Origin of the sequence: Streptosporangium sp. NPDC002524 (assembly GCF_040295985.1) — a bacterium.
Lineage (GTDB): Bacteria > Actinomycetota > Actinomycetes > Streptosporangiales > Streptosporangiaceae > Streptosporangium.
The window spans coordinates 101,461-119,126 of sequence record NZ_JBEOWK010000010.1 but is presented as its reverse complement, the minus strand read 5'-3'; the positions used below and the strand labels follow the sequence as shown (position 1 = coordinate 119,126).

The following is a 17,666-nucleotide window of genomic DNA, read 5'->3' as shown; positions in this document are numbered from 1 at the left end:
AAGAACCGTAACAGCCGGGGCACATCGGGCCGAGGGCCTCGCACCCGGCCGGGTCAGCCTCCGGCCAGCGCCTTCCTCAGCTTGGGAGCTAGCCCTGCCGTGAACGTCCTCGCGTCCTCGCACCCCTTCCGCCCGAGCGACCAGCAGCTCAGCAGCTCGTGGACCTCCGTGCGGAAGACCCGGCTGAACTGGCTGTAGTACGGGGAGGGCGGGCGCGTCCTGGCCTGGGTCAGCGCGCGCAGCAGCGTGTCGGGCCGCACCCCCTCGGACTCGGGCTCGGCGGTGGGGGAGGGGGTGGATCCGGGTCTGGGCTTGGCGGTGGGGGAGGGGCTGGACTCGGATTTGGGCTCGGCGGTGGGGGAGGGGGTGGACCCGGGTTCGGGCCTGGTGGTGGGGGAGGGCGGGGCCGCCGCGGGCGACGGGCCGTCGCAGCCGGGCTCCGCCTTCGCGTAGAGGGCGGAGACCCTGGCCGGGGCGAAGCCGCCGCAGTGGTAGAGCAGCCTGGCCGCCTCCTCGCCGGTCAGCGCCGCCACCAGCCGCTGCGCGGCGTCGCGCCGGACGGTGTGCCTGGAGACGGCGAGGTACTGGCCGCCGAGGACGCTCTGCCAGGGCAGCGGTGCCGCGCGGAAGGCGACCCCCTTCGACTTCGACTCCCCGGAGAGCACCTCGTGGGCGTAGGGCCAGTGCCGCAGGAAGAGCGCGCGCCTCTTGCGGAAGGCGGTCAGTGACTCCGCCTCCGTGCTGCCGAGGCTCTCCCCGGAGATCACCCCGGCCCGTACCGTCTCGATGAGCCGCCCGACGGCCTCCACGCTCCTCCTCTGGGTGATCACCACCTCGCCGTTCGCGTCGACCACGTCCCCGCCGTTGGCCCAGATCGCCTCCAGGGCGTTGACCGTGAGCCCCTCGTAGGAGGCGAACTGCCCGGCGAGCCCGAGGGCGGTGGGGTCGGGCCCGGCGCGGCGCGCCGTCGCGAGGCCGGTCATGTCCCGCCAGTCCTTCGGCTCCGGCAGGTCGTCGCGGTAGTAGAGGAGTCCCACGTCGGTGTTGAACGGCACCGCGTACTGGACGCCGTTCCAGGCGCCCGCGGACCAGATCTGGGAGAGGAAGTCGTTGGTCCCGCCGTGCGCGGCGGTGTCGACCGGGCGCAGGTAGCCGCCCTCGGCGAACTCGGGGATCCACTGGATGTCGAGGTTGTACACGTCGTAGTGCCCGGCCCTCGACTGGGCGGCGGAGATCATCGCGCTGCGCTGCTCGTCCGCGACCGAGGAGATCGCCACGAAGCACGCCCGGGGCCTGCCCCTGACGCCGTTCCAGACCGCTTCGAGCGCCCGTTCGCGGGCACCTCCCGAGACGTCGGCGCCGCTGGCGATGCGCAGGACGCAGTCGTCCCTGGGCGGCCCGGGGGGCGGGGTGGGCGTGGCGCTCGCCGTCAGGGAGGGAAGGCAGACCAGCAGCAGGAGGAGAAGGATCACCCCGTGGCCGACCGGCTCCGCCCCGGACGGCGTGCCCCGCCCGCCCGTCCCACCTGGGGTGGACGGGGTGGACGGGGCGGGGCGGCTCATCGGATACCTCCAGGGGGAGACCCCGGGCTTCGGGCTCTGCTCGGACTTCGGGCTTCGGGCTTCGGACTTCGGACTTGGGTTCGGGTTCGGGTTCGGCGTCGGGTTCTGGCTCGGGTTCGGCTTCGGGCTCGGGCTCTGCTTTGGGTTCGGCTTCGGGCTCTGTTTCGGGTTCGGGTTCGGGGGAGAACGTCAGTCGGTGACCGTCCGGAGTTCGGTGAACGCGTCGTCCAGCCTCTGGTCGGGGTCGGTGCTCGCGTCGTAGCAGGACATCAGGCCCTCGTCCCGAAGCTTCGGCAGCGGGGACGTGCCGCAGCCGTGCAGGTCGAAGGAGAGCATCAGCAGGCGGACGTCGCCGTGTTTCCTGAGGTCCTCGGCGGTCAGCCCGCGGGGGTTCCCTCCGTCGGTGAGCAGGAGCACGGCCTTGCGCCCTCCGGGGTCACCGATCCTCTTCATCTGGCGGAGTGCCTCCATGACGACGGGGCGCATCGGGGGATCGCGGCGCGAACCGTCCCGGTAGGCCTTCTGGATGGCGGTGAGCCTGTCGGCGAGGGCCTTTCCCTCGTCGCCGACGGGCCCGAGGGGGACGTCGCGGTCGTCGTCGGGGAAGAACGTCATGATTCCCGTGGTCCGCTCACCGCGCTTGGACGTGACGGCCACCTGCGCCACCTGGATCGCCGCCTCCAGCCGTGACCTGCCGTCGTTCACCTTGTTTCCCGCCATCGACCCGGAGACGTCGACCACGACGAGGACGTGGTCGGCGAGCGGGGTCGCCAGCTTGTACAGCAGCGCGGAGACGTCCGGTTTCCAGCTCGCCGCCACCGGCGCGGCGGCCCTCAGCCAGGGCGCCTTCGCAGGCAGTTTCCCGGTGTCCAGCCGGCCCTCGGCGTCGCGGAATCCGTAGCGGGGGAGGGCCTCCCGCAGGAAGCCGCAGAACTCCTCGACCGTCCGTTCGACGGCGGGGGGCCGCCTCAGGTCCGGCCACCGCTTGGAGACACAGGCGTACCGCATGGCGTGGCCTCCCCTCGGATAGACGGCGGTCAGCCGCGGGGGCCGCTCCCCGGCGCTCCTCCCGGCGCTCGCTCCGGGGTTCGCTTCGGGGTTCCCCGGCGCGGTGGCACCCGACGGGCCCGCACCGGGTACGGCGCAGCCGCCCGACGCGGGAAGCGCGGGGTCGGTGCCCGACAGGGAGACGTTGAGCTCGTGGAGCTGCTGCTCGGTCAGGACCATCGCGGACGTGTCGAGGGAGCCCGCGTACCGGCACATCACGTCGCGGACGCTGTCACCCGGCCGCACCTTCGCGGACAGCCCCTCCGCGGGGCCGGGGGCGGCGGCCGTGGCCATCAGGCCGACGTTGGAGGCGAGCGGGTGGGTGCGCACGACCTGCTGCCGGGCGCCCGGTCTGCCGCGCAGCAGGTCGGCCCACTCGCGGTCCCCCGGTTTCCGGTTGGCCTCGGTGAGCTCCTCGGCGAGCTTCTCCGGCGCGGCGATGACCAGGGGCGAGGTCGCGACGACCGTCCGCTCGCCGAACGCCGGCATGCCGTCCGCGCTCCTGTCCAGGTAGTCGATCTCCTGGAGGGAGTCGGCGATCCACCCGTCGGGCCGGGCGCCCGGGGGCCTGCCGGCCGTCCCCGCCGCCGTCCGCCCGGCCGACGGCTGGACGGGGAACGTCCAGTCGCCCAGCCGGTCGCGCACCTCGTCGGCGCGCAGGCCGCTGACGTTGATGTTCGTCTGCCGGCAGCCCCACCAGTCGGCCTTCCCCGCCATGAACTCCCCGGCCGCCCGCTGGATGGCCGGGGCGGTCTCGGCGGACGCCAGGAAGGTGATCTCGTCGGGGATCCGGCAGGTGCCCCACGGCTCGTCCTTGGGAACGACGGCCACGACGGCGACAACGGTGACCAGGACACCGGCGGAGAGCAGCCACCAGACGTCCTGGCGCACCCACTGGGAGAACATCCCGAGAAGGCCGTAGAACCGCTCCGGAACCGCGCGGCGCAGCCAGGCGGTGCTTTTCAGCAGGTGGCCGGGGAAAATGGTCAGCGCGGTCAGTGCGAGAATCCCGCAGACCAGCGCCACTTTCGAGACCGTGGAAATGGAGAGGGCGAGAAGCACCAGCAGCGTCTGGACGAGGGCGTTGGAGAAGGCGGTCACCATCTGCCACGCGCGTTCGGTCGAACCGGTGGCGTCCGCCGAAGGCGAGGTCTCCGAGGTCTCCGCGGTCTTCTCGCTGTTCGCCATCTGTCAGTCGTCTCCGCCGGTGGTTCCCGAGCTTCGTGTTCACCCTACGTCCGGCCATCACCACCGAGAGAGGGTTTCGGTGATCTACGGGACGGGGCCCCTCCGCCGGGGTATTTACGGTCGTCCGCATTCACCGAGGCGGAAGCGATTCGCCGAGGCGGGAGCCATTTTCCGGCCGGGAGTGATTCCTCAGCCGGGAGTGATTCGCCGGGCCGGGGACGATTCCCCGAGCCGGAGGTGATTCGCCGGGCCGGGGGCGATGCCCTGAGCCCGACGTGATTCCCCGAACCGGAGGCGATTCGCCGGGCCGGGGGCGATGCCCTGAGCCCGACGTGATTCCCCGAACCGGAGGCGATTCGCCGGGCCGGGGGCGATGCCCTGAGCCTGGCGTGATTCCCTGAGCCAGGGGGCGCTTCCCTGAGCCCGGGGCGATTCGCCGGACAAACGACCTCCCGGTTTTCCGCACAATGGCGCGGCGGCGCGAGCGGTGACCGGATGACGTCTCGCCGGTCGTTTCCGGCTCCCGATTCACCGGACGCGTTCCCGGTCGTTTCCCGGCCCCCTCCCGGACGCCTCTCCTCGTGGCCCCCCGGCCACCGCCGCGTCCGCGACGTGATCCCTGGAGGACGGATTCTCTCCGGAAGAGGCGCCGCAGGAGAGCGGGACTACGCTGGGGCGCGTGAGTGATCCTCTGGTGGCGCGGATGCGCGAGTTCGGCACGACCATCTTCGCCGAGATGTCGGCGCTGGCCCTGCGGACCGGCTCGATCAACCTCGGGCAGGGCTTCCCCGACACCGACGGGCCCGCCGCGATGCTGGAGCGCGCGGTGTCGGCGATCCGCGAGGGCTCCAACCAGTATCCGCCGGGGCCGGGGGTGCCCGAGCTGCGCCGGGCCGTCTCCGAGCACCGCAAGGACCACTACGGGCTCGACTACGACCCCGACGGCGAGATCCTCGTCACCGTCGGCGCGACCGAGGCGATCGCCGCGACGATCCTCGCGGTGTGCGAGCCAGGCGACGAGGTGATCGCCTTCGAGCCGTACTACGACTCCTACGCCGCGGCCGTCGCCCTCGCCGGGGCCGTGCTCCGGCCGGTCACCCTGCGCCCGGTCGAGGGCCGCTTCACCTTCGACCCCGCCGAGCTGCGCGCCGCCGCCGGGCCGCGCACCCGGGCCGTCCTGGTCAACTCCCCGCACAACCCCACCGGCACCGTCCTCACCCGCGCCGAGCTGGACGAGATCGCCCGGTTGTGCCTGGAACGCGATCTGGTGGCCGTCACCGACGAGGTCTACGAGCACCTCACCTTCGACGGCGTCGAGCACGTGCCGATGGCGACCCTGCCGGGCATGCGCGAGCGCACCGTGATGATCTCCTCCGCGGGCAAGACCTTCTCGGTCACCGGCTGGAAGACGGGCTGGATCTGCGCGCCGCCCGAGCTCGTCAGGGCCGCGCAGACCGTCAAGCAGTTCCTCACCTTCACCGCCGCCGCGCCCTGGCAGCTCGCCGTCGCCCACGGCCTGCGCCACGAGCTCGACTGGGTCTCCTCGCTGCGGGCGGACCTGGAGTCCAAGCGCGACCGCCTGACGGCGGGGCTGTCCGCGGCGGGCTTCGAGGTCTACCGCCCCGCGGGCACGTACTTCGTGCAGACCGACATCCGTCCCCTGGGCTTCACCGACGGCCTCGCCCTGACCCGCGAGCTGCCGTCGCTGGCGGGCGTGGTCGCCATCCCGACCCAGGTCTTCTACGCCCGCCCCGAGCGCGGGAGCCACTTCGTCCGTTTCGCCTTCTGCAAGCGGGACGAGGTCATCGACGAGGCCGTGAGCCGCCTGGCCGGTCTCGGCGCGGCCGGAGGCCCCGCCTCCTGACGAGGCTTGCCCTTCCCCGGCTCGCGGTCCTCTCCCTCCACCGGACACACGACGGGAATCAGGGGCGTACGAGACGGGGCGCGGAGGTCGTATGGGCGCGCCGACCGGGGCGGTTCGACCGGGCGGGGGGTGATCGGGCATCCTGGGAGGGACGCGACTGGCGGCTAGGGGATGGCATCAACCATCGGGGAGCTCGTCGTGGGAGTCGACCGCCTGGGCGCCCACGCCGAGAGGACGCGCATGTCCCAGCCCGTACCGAACGGTTCCGAGTCCGAGAGCGCGCCGTCCGCCAGGCTTCTCCCCGGCGGCCCGGTGGCCGAGCGGATCCTCGCCGACGTGGCCGAGCGAGTGGCCGCCCTGACCCGCCGGGGCGTCACCCCGAGCCTGGCGACGGTCCTGGTCGGCGACGACGACGCCAGCGCCGGATACATCCGCATCAAGCAGCGGCAGGCCGCCGAGCTCGGCTTCGCCTCGCCGCACGAGCACCTGCCCGCGAGCGCCACCCAGGCGGACCTGCACGCGGTCATCACCGCCTTCAACGACGACCCGGCGGTGCACGGGCTGCTCGTGCAGCACCCCGTACCCAAGCACCTCGACTACGACCGGGCCCTGCAGGTCATGGATCCGGACAAGGACGTCGACGGCATGCACCCGCTCAACATCGGGCGGCTGGCGCTGGAGCTGCCCGGCCCGCTGCCGTGCACGCCCGCCGGGATCGAGGCGCTGCTCGCGTTCCACGACATCCCGGTGTCGGGCCGGGAGGTGGTCGTCCTCGGGCGCGGGGCCACCCTGGGCCGTCCCCTGTCGATCCTCCTCGCGCAGAAGCGCCCGACGGCGAACGCCGCCGTCACCGTCGTGCACACCGGCGTGGCCGACTGGCCCCGCTACACGCTGCGCGCCGACGTCCTGGTCGCCGCCGCGGGGGTGCCGGGGATCGTCCAGCCCGAGCACGTCAAGCCCGGCGCCGTCGTCATCGGCGGCGGGGTGCGCTACGAGGGCAGGCGCCTGCTGCCCGACGTCGACGAGTCCTGCGCCCGGGTGGCCGGGGCCATCACCCCCAGGGTCGGCGGGGTCGGGCCCACCACGGTCGCGATGCTGTTCCGCAACGCGATCACGGCGGCCGAGCGCGCCACGGGCCCCCTCGCGGGGGAGGGGCCCCGGTAGCCGCCGGGCCGGACGCCCGGAAGCCACCCGGAGGAAGCCCGGAGGAAGCCCGGAGGACACCCCGCCCCGCGAAACGCCGCTGGCCGTGTCGTCGTGTCGTCGTGTCGCCGACCCGGAATCGATCTCGCTGCGTGTACCTTCTGCTGCGGAGAGTGATGGCCGGGCGTGCTCGCGGGAGCGGTACGCGCGGTGCGGGGTGGATCGGGCCGGGCGGATTCCTCCCGGTGGCGTGCGCCGCTCTCCACTGCCGTGATCCGCAGGAAGGAGAGCATCGACGATGCGACGGAGATTCAGGGTGCTGGCGTCGGCGGCGGCGGTCGCGCTCGGTTGCGCGGGGTTCGTCCCCGGCGCGGCGACCGCCTCGGGGTCGGAGTCCGCGGCCTGGGGCCCCATTCGCAGCCACCAGAACTGGCGCTGTCTGGACGCCGACCTCGGCACCATCGGCCCGAACGGGACGAAGGTACAACTGTGGGGCTGCAACGGCTGGGACAACCAGTCGTGGAGCTACGACGTGTCCAGTCACACGATCCACAGCAAGGAGAACGGCCGCTGTCTGGACGCCGATCTCGGGACCATCAACGCGAACGGGACCAAGGTGCAGCTCTGGGACTGCAACGGCTGGGCCAACCAGAAATGGATCTACGACGCGACGAGCCGCACGATCTACAGCATGTACAACGGGCGCTGCCTGGACGCGGACCTGGGGACCATCAACGCGAACGGGACCAAGGTACAGCTGTGGAACTGCAACGGCTGGGCCAACCAGAAGTGGACCCTCTGACGGCCGCCGCCCGCGGGAGACGGTACGGGCCGTGCCCGCCGCTTCCCCGCGCCGTGGCCTGACCCCGGATGGGGAAGGGGGGCGATCCTCGCGGCACCGCCGGAGGGATCCGGAGGGATCCGGAGGGATCCGCCGGGAGGATCGCCCCCGCCGGGGCGGGCGGCTCGCGCGGGGCGGGCGTGAGAGGGCCCGGGGCCGGCCGGAGAGCGGGCCGGCCCCGGGCGGCGCGGGGGTGTTACGGCCTTCCCGCGCCGACCGGCGGAGTGGCCGGATCGGCCGTGACGGCCGACGGGGTGACCGTGCCGGTCGTGACGGCCGATGGGGCGGACGTCGGGGTGACCGTGCCGGTCGTGACGGCCGATGGGGCGGACGCCGGGGTGGCCGCGCCGGTCGGAGCGACGGGCGAGGTGGCCGTACCGGACGGGACGACGGGGTCGGCCGCGGCGACCGGCGGGAGGGCCGGGTCGGCGGTGGCCACCGGGGTGGCGGACCGCGCCGAGCGCAGGGGGATCTCCTTGATCATCAGGACGGCCACCGAGGCCAGGACGGCGATCGGGACGCCGACCACGAAGACCGCGCTCATCGCCCGGGTGAAGGCCTCCAGGATGATCCCCAGGATCGGCGCGGGGAGGTCGTGGATGGCCTCGGGGGAGCCGAGGCTGGGGACCGCGCCACCGCTCAGCGGCAGGTGCGCCGCCCTGGCCAGGGAGACCAGTTCCGCGGTGAGCCGGTTGGTCAGGATCGCGCCGAAGGCCGCGACGCCCACCGCGCCGCCGAGGGAGCGGAAGAACGACACCCCGGAGGTCGCCGAGGCGAGGTTCGCGCGGGTCACCGCGTTCTGGGCGGCCAGGATCAGGATCTGCATGGAGGCGCCGAGCCCGATGCCGAGCACCGCGTTGTCGAAGCCGACCATCACCAGCGAGCTGTCGACGTGCAGGCGGGAGAGCAGGAACAGGCCGACCGCGACCAGCAGCATCCCCACGACCGGGAAGATCTTCCACCGTCCCGTACGGCTGACGAACCGGCCGGTCAGGATCGAGGCGGTGAGCAGGCCGAGCACCAGGGGCAGGGTCATCAGGCCGGAACCGGTGGGGCTCATGCCCTTGACGATCTGCAGATACTGCGGCAGGAACATCAGCGCGCCGAACATCGCCGCGCCGACCAGCAGGGAGGCGACGGAGGTGAGCACGAAGGTGCGGTTGCGGAACAGGTGCGGCGGCAGGATCGGGTCGGCGGCCCCGCGCTCGGCGACCACGGTGAGGCCGAACAGCGCCAGGCTGAGCGCGCCCAGGCCGTAGGTCCACGCGGAGTTCCACTCGAACTCCTTGCCCCCCAGGGAGAGCAGCAGCATCAGCGCGGTGGTGCCGCCGGTGATGAAGGTCGCCCCCCACCAGTCGACCTTCGTGTCGCGGCGGACGAGCGGCAGCTTCAGCACCTTCTGGATGACGACGAACGCGACCACGGCCAGCGGCACGCAGAACCAGAAGGTCCAGCGCCAGGACATGTTGTCCACGATGAACCCGCCGAGCAGCGGGCCGGCCACCGTGGAGACGCCGAAGACCGCGCCGATGTAACCGGAGTAGCGCCCGCGCTCGCGGGGCTCGACCACGTCGCCGAGGATGATCTGCGGCAGCGCGGCGAGGCCGCCGGCGCCGATGCCCTGCAGCGCCCTGGCCGCGATGAGCTGCCCCATGTCCTGGGAGAACCCGGCGGCGATGGAGGACAGCACGAAGACGACCAGCGCGACCTGGAACATGAGCTTGCGGCCGTAGAGGTCGGAGAGCTTGCCCCAGATCGGGGTGGAGGCGGTCATGGTGAGCAGGGTCGCGCTCGCCACCCAGGCGAGCTGCTCCTGGCCGCCGAGCGTGCCGACGATGGTCGGCAGCGCGGTCCCCACCACGGACGTCGAGATCATCGACGTCAGCATGGCGAGCATCAGCCCGGCCAGGATCTCCAGCACCTGTCTGTGTGTGAACCCCGGTGCGGCCTCGGCCTGGATCTGTTGTTCGGTCGGCATGACCTTCCCCCAATGCATGTACAGTACATACGAAGTTAGTAGACGCTTGTTTACTCGTCAAATCTGGAAGGATCCCGTAGGTGGATGAGATACGGCAGCGCGACAGGGAGGGCACCAGGCGGCGCATCCTCGACGCCGCCCGCCGGCTGTTCGCCGACCTCGGGTACGACCAAGTGACGATGCGGACGATCGCCGCGGAGGCGGACGCCAACATCGCGCTGATCAACCGTTACTTCGGCAGCAAGCGGGAGCTGTTCGCCGAGGTGCTCGCGATGCAGGGGCGCTTCCCCGGCGTCCTGGAGGGCCCCGAGGAGGAGCTGCCCCGCCGCCTGGCCGAGTACGTCGCCGACCGGCTCCGCTCCGACCAGGGGAGCGTGGTGCTGGCCGCGCTCATCCGGTCGTCCAGCGCCCCGGAGATCCACGAGATCATCCGCGACCGGGTCAGCTCGGCGATCCTGGAGCCGCTGTCGGCGCGGCTCTCCGGCCCCGACGCGGCCTTCCGCGCGACGGTCGCCGCCGCGCTCGTCACCGGCACCGGCACGATGCGCCAGCTCTACGGCCCCGACGCCGCCGACGTCCCCGACCACGAGGCCGTGGTTGCCCGCCTCACCGCCGTCTTCGAGGCCTGCCTCGGCGCGTGAGGCACGACCTCGTCCCGGTTTTTATAAGGCGCGTCCCGGCTTCCATGGAGCGCGTCCCGGTGTTCGTGGGGCGCGTCTCGGCGTTCGTGAGGCGCCGGCTCTGTCTAGGCGTTCGTAAAGTGTCGGTTCCGTCCCGGCGTCCGTGAGGCGCCGGCCCCCGTCCCGAGGGCGGGCGGCTCCCGTGGCATCCGCGATCACCCGGTCGCCCGCAGCGTGGGAACATGGTCGCATGACCTGGCTGCGCTGCGCCTTCCCTCGTCCAGGGGCGACCACGAGGCTGTTCTGCTTCACGCACGCGGGAGGGTCGGCCACCGCCTACCGCACGTGGCCCGAGCTGCTGCCCGCGTCCGTCGAGCTGCACGCGACGCAGCTGCCCGGCAGGGCCGACCGGTTCAACGAGCCGCTGCCTGCCGACATGGACACGCTGGCCGACGAGGTGACCGGGTCGATGCTGCCGCTGCTGGACAGGCGGTTCGCGCTGTTCGGGCACAGCATGGGGGCGACGCTCGCCTACGAGGTCACGCGCCGCCTGGAGGCCAGGGGGATCGCCCCGGCGCGGCTGTTCGTGTCCGGCGCGAGAGCACCGCACGATCCGCGCGACACTCCTTCGATCTCGGAGTACGACGACGACGGCTTCGTGGCCGAGCTGGCGAAGCTCGGCGGCACCGAGGTGGAGATCCTGTCCCACCGGGCGATGCGCGAGATCGTCCTGCCCTACGTCCGCGCGGACTTCCGCCTGCTGGAGGCCTACCACCACCGTCCCGGACCCCGGCTGCACACCCCGATCTCCGCCTTCGTCAGCGACGCCGACCCGGTGGTCACCCCGGTCCAGGCCAAGTCGTGGGAGGCCCGCACGAGCTCCGACTTCTCCCTGACGGTCTTCCCCGGCGACCACTTCTACCTGCAGCCGCAGCGCGCGGCGGTGGTCGGGGGAATGGCTCAGACGCTTGCCGAGTGAACGGGTGAACAGGGGGACGGGGTGAACGGGGGCAGGGGAACGTCCCGGTACGCCCTTCGGATGGCAGGAGCCGCACCGCCCCCGGTCATGTCCGCCCCCGCGAGGCTCGCCGAAGCCGCCCGGTTGGCTGGATATGTCGAAGGGCGGGTGCTCCTTGGGCAATGAGTGCCCATGAGGTGGGGCGGGGAGGCCGTTAGCGTCGGCCTGTGGGTGAACGAGTACTGATCGCGCTCGGCGGCAACGCGATGACCGGGCCCGACGGCGGCGCCTCGCCGGGCGACCAGCACCGCGCGGTCGAGCAGGCCATGCGCCACGTCGTCGCGCTCATCGAGGACGGCCACCAGGTCACCCTCACCCACGGCAACGGCCCCCAGGTCGGCAACCTGATCCTGAAGAACCAGCTCGCCGCCCACGTCGTGCCCCCGGTGCCGCTCGACTGGTGCGGGGCGCAGACGCAGGCCACCATCGGCACCCTCATCCTCAACGCGCTCGACGGCCGCGTCGCGGTCGTGGTCACCCGTACGCTCGTCGACCCCGGCGACCCGGCCTTCCGCGACCCGGTCAAGCCGATCGGCCGCTACTTCAGCGAGGCGGAGGCGCGCCGTTTCGAGGAGCTCGGGCAGAGCTGGCGCCGCTTCGAACGGGGGTGGCGCCGCGTGGTGGCCTCCCCCGAGCCGCTGGAGATCCTCGACGCGCCCGCGGTGGCCGCGCTGGTGGCCGCGGGGTTCACCGTCGTGGCCGCGGGCGGCGGCGGCGTGCCCGTGACCCGCGACGACGAGGGACGGCTGGCCGGGGTCGAGGCCGTGATCGACAAGGACCTCGCCGCCGCCGTGCTCGCCCGCGCCGTACGGGCCACGGTCCTGGTCATCGCGACCGACGTCCCCCGGGCCGTGGTCGGGTTCGGCACGCCCAGGGCCCGGCCCCTGGGCCACGTCACCGCGGCGGAACTACGCTTGCTGCACGCCGCCGGGCACTTCGCCGGGGGCAGCATGGGCCCGAAGGTCGAGGCCGCGCTGCGCTTCGTCGAGCAGGGCGGCGACCGGTCGGTGATCACCTCTCTCGAGGACATGGGAGCGGCGCTCACGGGGGAGACCGGCACCGTGGTGCGAAAGTGAACACGACGCGATCGAAAGGCGGCAGTGATGCCCGAACCCATTGAAGTGCGCAAGGTACCCATCGAGAGCGTGACCGACGCCTCCGGGCTGGCCCGGCTCATCGACGACGGGGTGATCGAGGCGCACCGGGTGCTCGCGGTGATCGGCAAGACCGAGGGCAACGGCGGGGTGAACGACTACACCCGCATCCTGGCCGACACGGCCTTCCGCCAGGTGCTCGCGGCCAAGGGACACCCGTCCCCCGAGAGCGTGCCGCTGGTGTGGTCGGGCGGGACCGACGGCGTGCTCAGCCCGCACGCCACGATCTTCGCCACCACCGCGAACGCCGAGCCCGGCGACGAGCCGAGGGTGAGCGTCGGCATCGCGATGAGCGACGTGATCCTGCCCGAGGACATCGGCCGCCCCGCGATGGTGGAGAAGGTCGCCGCCGGGGTCCGCGAGGCCATGAAACTCGCCGGGATCGACGACCCCGCCGACGTCCACTACGTCCAGACCAAGACCCCGCTGCTCACCCTGTCCACGATCAACGACGCCAAGTCGCGCGGCAAGGACGTGGTGATCGAGGACACCGGCCCGTCGATGGACATCTCCAACTCCACCACCGCGCTCGGCATCGCCGTCGCCCTCGGCGAGATCGAGATGCCGTCCGCCGACCAGATCCACCGCGACCTGTCGCTCTACTCCTCCGTCGCGTCGTGCTCCTCGGGCGTCGAGCTGGACCGGGCCCAGATCGTGGTCGTCGGCAACGTACGGGGCATCGGCGGCCGGTACCGGATCGGCCACTCGGTCATGAAGGACGCGCTGGACGCCGACGGCATCTGGGAGGCGATCCGCTCCAGCGGCATCGAGCTGCCCGAGCGTCCCCACCCGTCCGACCTGGGCGACCGGCTCGTCAACGTCTTCATGAAGTGCGAGGCCGACCCGTCGGGCAGCGTGCGGGGCCGCCGCAACATCATGCTCGACGACTCCGACGTGCACTGGCACCGCCAGATCAAGGCCACCGTGGGCGGCGTAGCGGCCAGCGTCACCGGAGACCCGGCCGTGTTCGTCTCGGTCGCGGCGGTCCACCAGGGACCGAGCGGCGGCGGCCCGGTGGCCGCCATCGCCGACCTCGGCTGACGGACGGCACCCGCTCCCGGCACGGCGTACCGGGCAGGCCCCCGGCCCACCCGGCACGCCGCGCCACGGACGTGACGCGGACGCGTGCGCCCGGACGTGACGCGGACGCGTGCGCCCGGACGTGACGCGGGCGCGTAAGCCTGGACGTGTATATGCACGCCTGAACGTGTACGTGCACGCCTGGACGCGTACGTGCACGCCCCGGACATGGCACGCCGGGCATACAGGTCATAAAGGGCGTACGCGTCCAGGTCGCGTCTGCCGCGGCCCCGTCCGGGCGTGCCGGGCGGGGCGGTCGTCCTCCCGTCCCGGCCGCGGGTAGGCTCCCGGTTCGTGCCGAGCATTCCGCAGCCCCTGGTCCCCGGCGACGACGGCGCCGCCGACGTCGCCGTGACATCCGCGCTCGCGGCCTTCGCCGAGGGAAGGGCGCAGGCCGGGGAGGTCGTCGCCGCGCTGAGCGGGGCCCGGCTGCTCGTGCCGGTCGTCGCCCTGCTCAAGGAGTCGGAGATCGGCGAGCACGGGCTGCGGCAGGAGAAGGAGAGCGAGATGGCCCTCCCGAAGCTCGTCGGCGCGGACGGCCGCGAGGCGGTGCTCGCCTTCACCGGGGCGGAGCCGCTGCGGCGCTGGCGCCCCGACGCCAGGCCCATCCAGGCCACGATCCTTCAGGTCTGCCAGGCCGCGGTGCACGAGGGCACCGCCGCCGTGGTGATGGACGTCGCGGGCCCGGTGCCCTTCGTGATCGAGGGCGGTCTCCTGAAGGCGCTCGCCGCGGTCGAGTCCGGCACCCTCGACCGGCTGGGGGCCGAGGCCCCCGGCGTCACCGTGGCGCGGATGGAAGAGACCGCCGAGCCTCCCAGGCGTCGGCGGTTCGGTTGGCCGCCGCGTGGACGAGGTTGACCGTCAGGATCGCCGGGGCGATCACGGCGACGAACCCGCCGAAGTCGCGCTCGAAGACCAGGGCGAGGATCACCGCCGTCACCCCGTTCTGCTGGGCCAGCCCCAGGTGCACCCGGTCGATCAGCGGCAGGCCGTGGGTGAGCACCAGCGCGGCGACCATCTGCGCGGCGTACGCGGCCAGGCCGAGCAGCACGCCCATGCCCATGTTCGTCCCGCCGACGAGCAGCAGGCCCATCAGGAACGCCGACAGCGCGAACGCCGCGCTCACCGCCCGGCCCAGCCAGCGCGCGTCGGGCAGGCGCAGATAGAGCCCGGCGGTCGCCAGGCCGAGCATGAGCGAGGTCCACGCGGCCGACACGACCGCCCCGGCCGCCGTCACGTAGGTCAGCACCGGCGGGGCGTTCCTGACCAGCCGCCACAGCAGGTAGACCGCGGCCGCGAACAGCACGTTCAACCCCAGGTCGGCGAAGTACGAGGCCGACATCCCGCCGCCCCCCGAGCCGCTCACCAGCGCCGCCGCGTAGACGGCGAGGATGATCGTCACCGGGTCGTCGAAGGAGGACCACGCCCCGAGGATCGTCTTCGCCCGGTTCGAGAGACGGCTGTCCCGCATCACCCCGGCGACCGAGAGCGGGTCGATCTGGGCGACCACCACCGCCATGATCAACGCCCGGGGGTCGCCGGAGACGAGGTAGACGACCCCGGCGATGAACGCGGTCTTGAGCAGCACCCCGACGGTGACCGCGAGCACGATCAGCCGGGAGTGCTCCCTCGCCTCGGCGCGGTCGATCCCGTGCGTGCTGCCGTACAGGCCGATCGCGAGCAGCAGGCTGCTGAACAGCACGTACGCGCCCGAGTGTTCCAGATTGTTCAGACCGCCCAGGTCGGCGGAGAGCCAGCCGAGACCGACGACGACGATCAAGAGCCCGATTCGGGCCACCGTTCACTCCTTGGAATGGATCGCAGGTGTCCCTGGGGTCTGGTGGTGCGTTCTCGCTGGTTGATCGGAGGAAGGGTGAAGTGCCCGCGGATCGTGTCCACGAGATCGGCCATCTTGTCGTCGGAGACGTCGACCTTGCGCTGGTCCAGGGTCACCCCGATGAGATAGCGGGTCTCGTCGATCCAGTAGAAGAACATGGCCCCGCGCTCCACGTCGAGGACCGTGCGGATGAGGACGCCGCCCTCCAGCCTGCGCAGCTGCCGGTTGAGCCGCTGGGTGAGCCAGTTGAGCTGGTTGCCCGCCTTGAGGTAGATCTTCCGGCGTTCCTCCTGGTCGGTCTCGTGGAAGAAGTGGGCCAGGTCGCCGTCGTCCAGCACGTCGGTGTAGAAGCGGCACTTCTGGTCGCCGAAGAAGGCCACGAAGTGCAGGTCGTCCTGGTCGACCATGGCGACGCAGCTGGCCAGCGCCTTCTCCACCGAGGGGCCGATGTCCGGCATGGTGCGGATCAGGATCTCCGACTCGCCGAGCACCCTGCGCTTGGTGGCGGTGGGCAGCGGGCCCATCCCGGCCTCCAGGTACGGGAGGTAGAGGCCACGGTGATACTGGACGAGCAGGTAGACGCCGGTGGCGACGGCGAACGCGCTCACCCCCGCGGTGACCAGCCCGTGCAGCTCGCCGGGCACCTCGCCCCGCCAGAGCACCGGGCCGAACGCCGCCACGAACCCCAGCACCGCCTCGCCCGCCGCGGTGACCGTCAGCGCGACCACCAGCAGTACCGGCAGCCGCGCCCTGATCCGGCCGAGCACGGTGGCGATGAGGGCGAGCCCCACGATCACCAGGACCACGGTGACCGCGCGGGCCACGTCGTACTCCTCGCCCTCGATGTACCACGCGAGGAGTTCGAGCAGCACCGGCAGGAGGACGAGTGACGCGATGACCGCGGGAAGCTTGCTGAAGCGATCCGTGTCCACGCGGTCCGGCCCTCCGGGGGTAGGAATGCCTCCAGCCTCCGTGATCATCGTGGCTCCCGTCAATGACCTCCGGGGTCACTTCGGCCCACCGGCCCGGTCCGTCGGCCGGAGTGGCCGGATCCTCGGCGCGACAGGGGTTCGCGGATTATGGTCGGCTCCATGAGCCCCCCGGTGACCCTTCTGGTCCTCCCCGCGCTGGCGGCCCTGGCGGGGCTGGCGATCGGTTCCTGGACGCGGCGCGTGGTCGCCCGCCACTCGTGGGTCGAAGAGGCCGAAGAGGCAGAAGAGACCGGGAGGGCCGGAGCCGAAACGGTCGGGAGGGCCGAGAAGGCAGAGAGGACCGAGGGGGTCGAAGGGGGCGGGGCTGAGGGAGGCGAGGAGGGCGAGAGGGCTGAGAGGGCCGAAGGGGCTGGGCGGGAGCGGCGCGGCACCTGGCCCCCGGCCGGGGCGGTGGAGGGGGTCACCGCGGTGGTGCTCGCCGCTCTCACGCTGCGGGCGCTGTGGCCGGACGCGACGCCGGGAGTAGCGGAAGTGCCGGGAGTTCCGGGGGCGGGGATCGCATCGATCGCCGGGGTGGGGGAGCTGCTCGCCTTCGGCTGGCTGGCGGTGGTCGCCGTCGCACTGTCCTTCGTCGACGCCGCCGTCCACCGGCTGCCCGACAGGCTCACCCTCGCCGCCTACCTGGGAACCGCCGCCCCGCTGGCCGTACCGGCCCTCGCCGACGGTCGTCTCGGAGACCTGCTCGGCGCGGGACTGGGCGGCCTCGCCCTGGCGGGCTTCTACCTGGCGCTGTTCCTGGTCAACCCGGCGGGGATGGGGCTGGGCGACGTCAAGTTCGCGGCGAGCCTGGGCACCGCCCTCGGCTGGCTGGGCTGGGACACCCTGGTCACCGGGGCCTTCCTCGGCCTCCTGGCCGGAGGGCTCTACGGGGCCGTCCTGATGGCCGCGCGCCGCGCGGGCCGCAAGAGCGAGATCCCCTTCGGCCCCTTCATGGCCTTCGGCACCCTGGCCGCCGTCCTCACGGCCCTCTGAGCGAACCGCCCTCTGCGTGAACCGCCCTCCGAGAACCACCCTCTGAGAATCGCCTCCTGAGTAAATCGCCCTCGGAGAGCCGCTCCCTGAGTGAGCCGCCCTCCGAGAACCGCCTCCTGAGTAAATCGCCCCCTGAGAGCCGCTCCCTGAGTGAGCCGCTCTCCCGGCCGTCCACCCCCTGAGCCACTCGCCTCCCGCCCCCGCCCGGATCCGGAGCTCCGGCGTGACGTTCACCGGGCACGTACGACCGAGACCGCCCGCACGGTGGGCCCCGGTCTCGTCCCCCGGTCCCCGGTCCCCGGGGTGACGTTCACCGGTGGATGTCTCAACCCGTGAACGAAGGCCATTCCAGTGGGCGACACGTGGAAGA

At 72.4% G+C, this 17,666-nt stretch carries 14 protein-coding genes and 1 riboswitch; of the genes, 9 read left to right on the top strand and 5 right to left on the bottom strand.

What is annotated here, in order from left to right; genetic code table 11:
• Nucleotides 1-53: 53 nt before the first annotated feature.
• Both ABT053_RS19110 and ABT053_RS19105 read right to left on the bottom strand, forming a co-directional pair.
• Nucleotides 54-1,562, bottom strand: a complete 1,509-nt coding sequence (locus ABT053_RS19110) for an extracellular solute-binding protein (RefSeq protein ID WP_350970416.1) — start codon at nt 1,560-1,562, stop codon at nt 54-56.
• A gap of 189 nt (nt 1,563-1,751) precedes the next feature.
• Entirely contained in the window at nt 1,752-3,797 is a 2,046-nt protein-coding gene (locus tag ABT053_RS19105) for a vWA domain-containing protein (protein ID WP_350970415.1), read from the bottom strand.
• A 679-nt stretch (nt 3,798-4,476) separates the two neighbouring features.
• On the opposite strand from ABT053_RS19105, the gene ABT053_RS19100 reads away from it, so the two are divergent.
• The 3 genes from ABT053_RS19100 to ABT053_RS19090 all read left to right on the top strand — a co-directional run bounded on the left by ABT053_RS19100 (nt 4,477) and on the right by ABT053_RS19090 (nt 7,606).
• On the top strand, nt 4,477-5,661 hold the full coding sequence (locus ABT053_RS19100; RefSeq protein ID WP_350970414.1) for a pyridoxal phosphate-dependent aminotransferase: 1,185 nt from the start codon (nt 4,477-4,479) through the stop codon (nt 5,659-5,661).
• Between the two features lie 143 nt (nt 5,662-5,804).
• Nucleotides 5,805-5,887, top strand: a riboswitch (ZMP/ZTP riboswitch).
• Between the two features lie 14 nt (nt 5,888-5,901).
• Nucleotides 5,902-6,825: a bifunctional 5,10-methylenetetrahydrofolate dehydrogenase/5,10-methenyltetrahydrofolate cyclohydrolase gene (locus ABT053_RS19095; RefSeq protein WP_350970577.1), complete on the top strand. Its 924-nt coding sequence runs from the start codon at nt 5,902-5,904 to the stop codon at nt 6,823-6,825.
• A gap of 277 nt (nt 6,826-7,102) precedes the next feature.
• A complete protein-coding gene (locus ABT053_RS19090) occupies nt 7,103-7,606 on the top strand; it encodes a ricin-type beta-trefoil lectin domain protein (protein ID WP_344749122.1) in 504 nt (167 codons plus the stop codon).
• A 235-nt stretch (nt 7,607-7,841) separates the two neighbouring features.
• On the opposite strand, the gene ABT053_RS19085 is transcribed toward ABT053_RS19090, so the two are convergent.
• Nucleotides 7,842-9,623: an MDR family MFS transporter gene (locus ABT053_RS19085; RefSeq protein WP_350970413.1), complete on the bottom strand. Its 1,782-nt coding sequence runs from the start codon at nt 9,621-9,623 to the stop codon at nt 7,842-7,844.
• An 80-nt stretch (nt 9,624-9,703) separates the two neighbouring features.
• Between ABT053_RS19085 and ABT053_RS19080 the strand changes: the two genes are divergently transcribed.
• The 5 genes from ABT053_RS19080 (at nt 9,704) to ABT053_RS19060 (ending at nt 14,353) form a co-directional block, all read left to right on the top strand.
• Nucleotides 9,704-10,264: a TetR/AcrR family transcriptional regulator gene (locus ABT053_RS19080; RefSeq protein WP_350970412.1), complete on the top strand. Its 561-nt coding sequence runs from the start codon at nt 9,704-9,706 to the stop codon at nt 10,262-10,264.
• Nucleotides 10,265-10,493: 229 nt separating this feature from the next.
• Nucleotides 10,494-11,222: a thioesterase II family protein gene (locus ABT053_RS19075; RefSeq protein WP_350970411.1), complete on the top strand. Its 729-nt coding sequence runs from the start codon at nt 10,494-10,496 to the stop codon at nt 11,220-11,222.
• 206 nt (nt 11,223-11,428) lie between these two features.
• Complete coding sequence (locus tag ABT053_RS19070) at nt 11,429-12,337, top strand: carbamate kinase (protein WP_350970410.1); 909 nt, start codon at nt 11,429-11,431, stop codon at nt 12,335-12,337.
• A 27-nt stretch (nt 12,338-12,364) separates the two neighbouring features.
• A complete protein-coding gene (gene bar, locus ABT053_RS19065) occupies nt 12,365-13,456 on the top strand; it encodes a barbiturase (protein ID WP_350970409.1) in 1,092 nt (363 codons plus the stop codon).
• A gap of 333 nt (nt 13,457-13,789) precedes the next feature.
• On the top strand, nt 13,790-14,353 hold the full coding sequence (locus ABT053_RS19060; protein ID WP_350970408.1) for an SseB family protein: 564 nt from the start codon (nt 13,790-13,792) through the stop codon (nt 14,351-14,353).
• On the opposite strand, the gene ABT053_RS19055 is transcribed toward ABT053_RS19060, so the two are convergent.
• Both ABT053_RS19055 and ABT053_RS19050 read right to left on the bottom strand, forming a co-directional pair.
• On the bottom strand, nt 14,274-15,293 hold the full coding sequence (locus ABT053_RS19055; protein ID WP_350970407.1) for a cation:proton antiporter: 1,020 nt from the start codon (nt 15,291-15,293) through the stop codon (nt 14,274-14,276). The two genes, ABT053_RS19060 and ABT053_RS19055, sit on opposite strands and share 80 nt — an antisense overlap.
• Nucleotides 15,272-16,264 (bottom strand): hypothetical protein, encoded by a 993-nt coding sequence (locus tag ABT053_RS19050; protein ID WP_350970406.1) that lies wholly within the window; start codon nt 16,262-16,264, stop codon nt 15,272-15,274. Before ABT053_RS19050 ends, ABT053_RS19055 begins: the two co-directional genes overlap by 22 nt.
• Before the next feature lie 159 nt (nt 16,265-16,423).
• Between ABT053_RS19050 and ABT053_RS19045 the strand changes: the two genes are divergently transcribed.
• Nucleotides 16,424-17,296 (top strand): prepilin peptidase, encoded by an 873-nt coding sequence (locus ABT053_RS19045; RefSeq protein WP_350970405.1) that lies wholly within the window; start codon nt 16,424-16,426, stop codon nt 17,294-17,296.
• Nucleotides 17,297-17,666 lie beyond the last annotated feature (370 nt).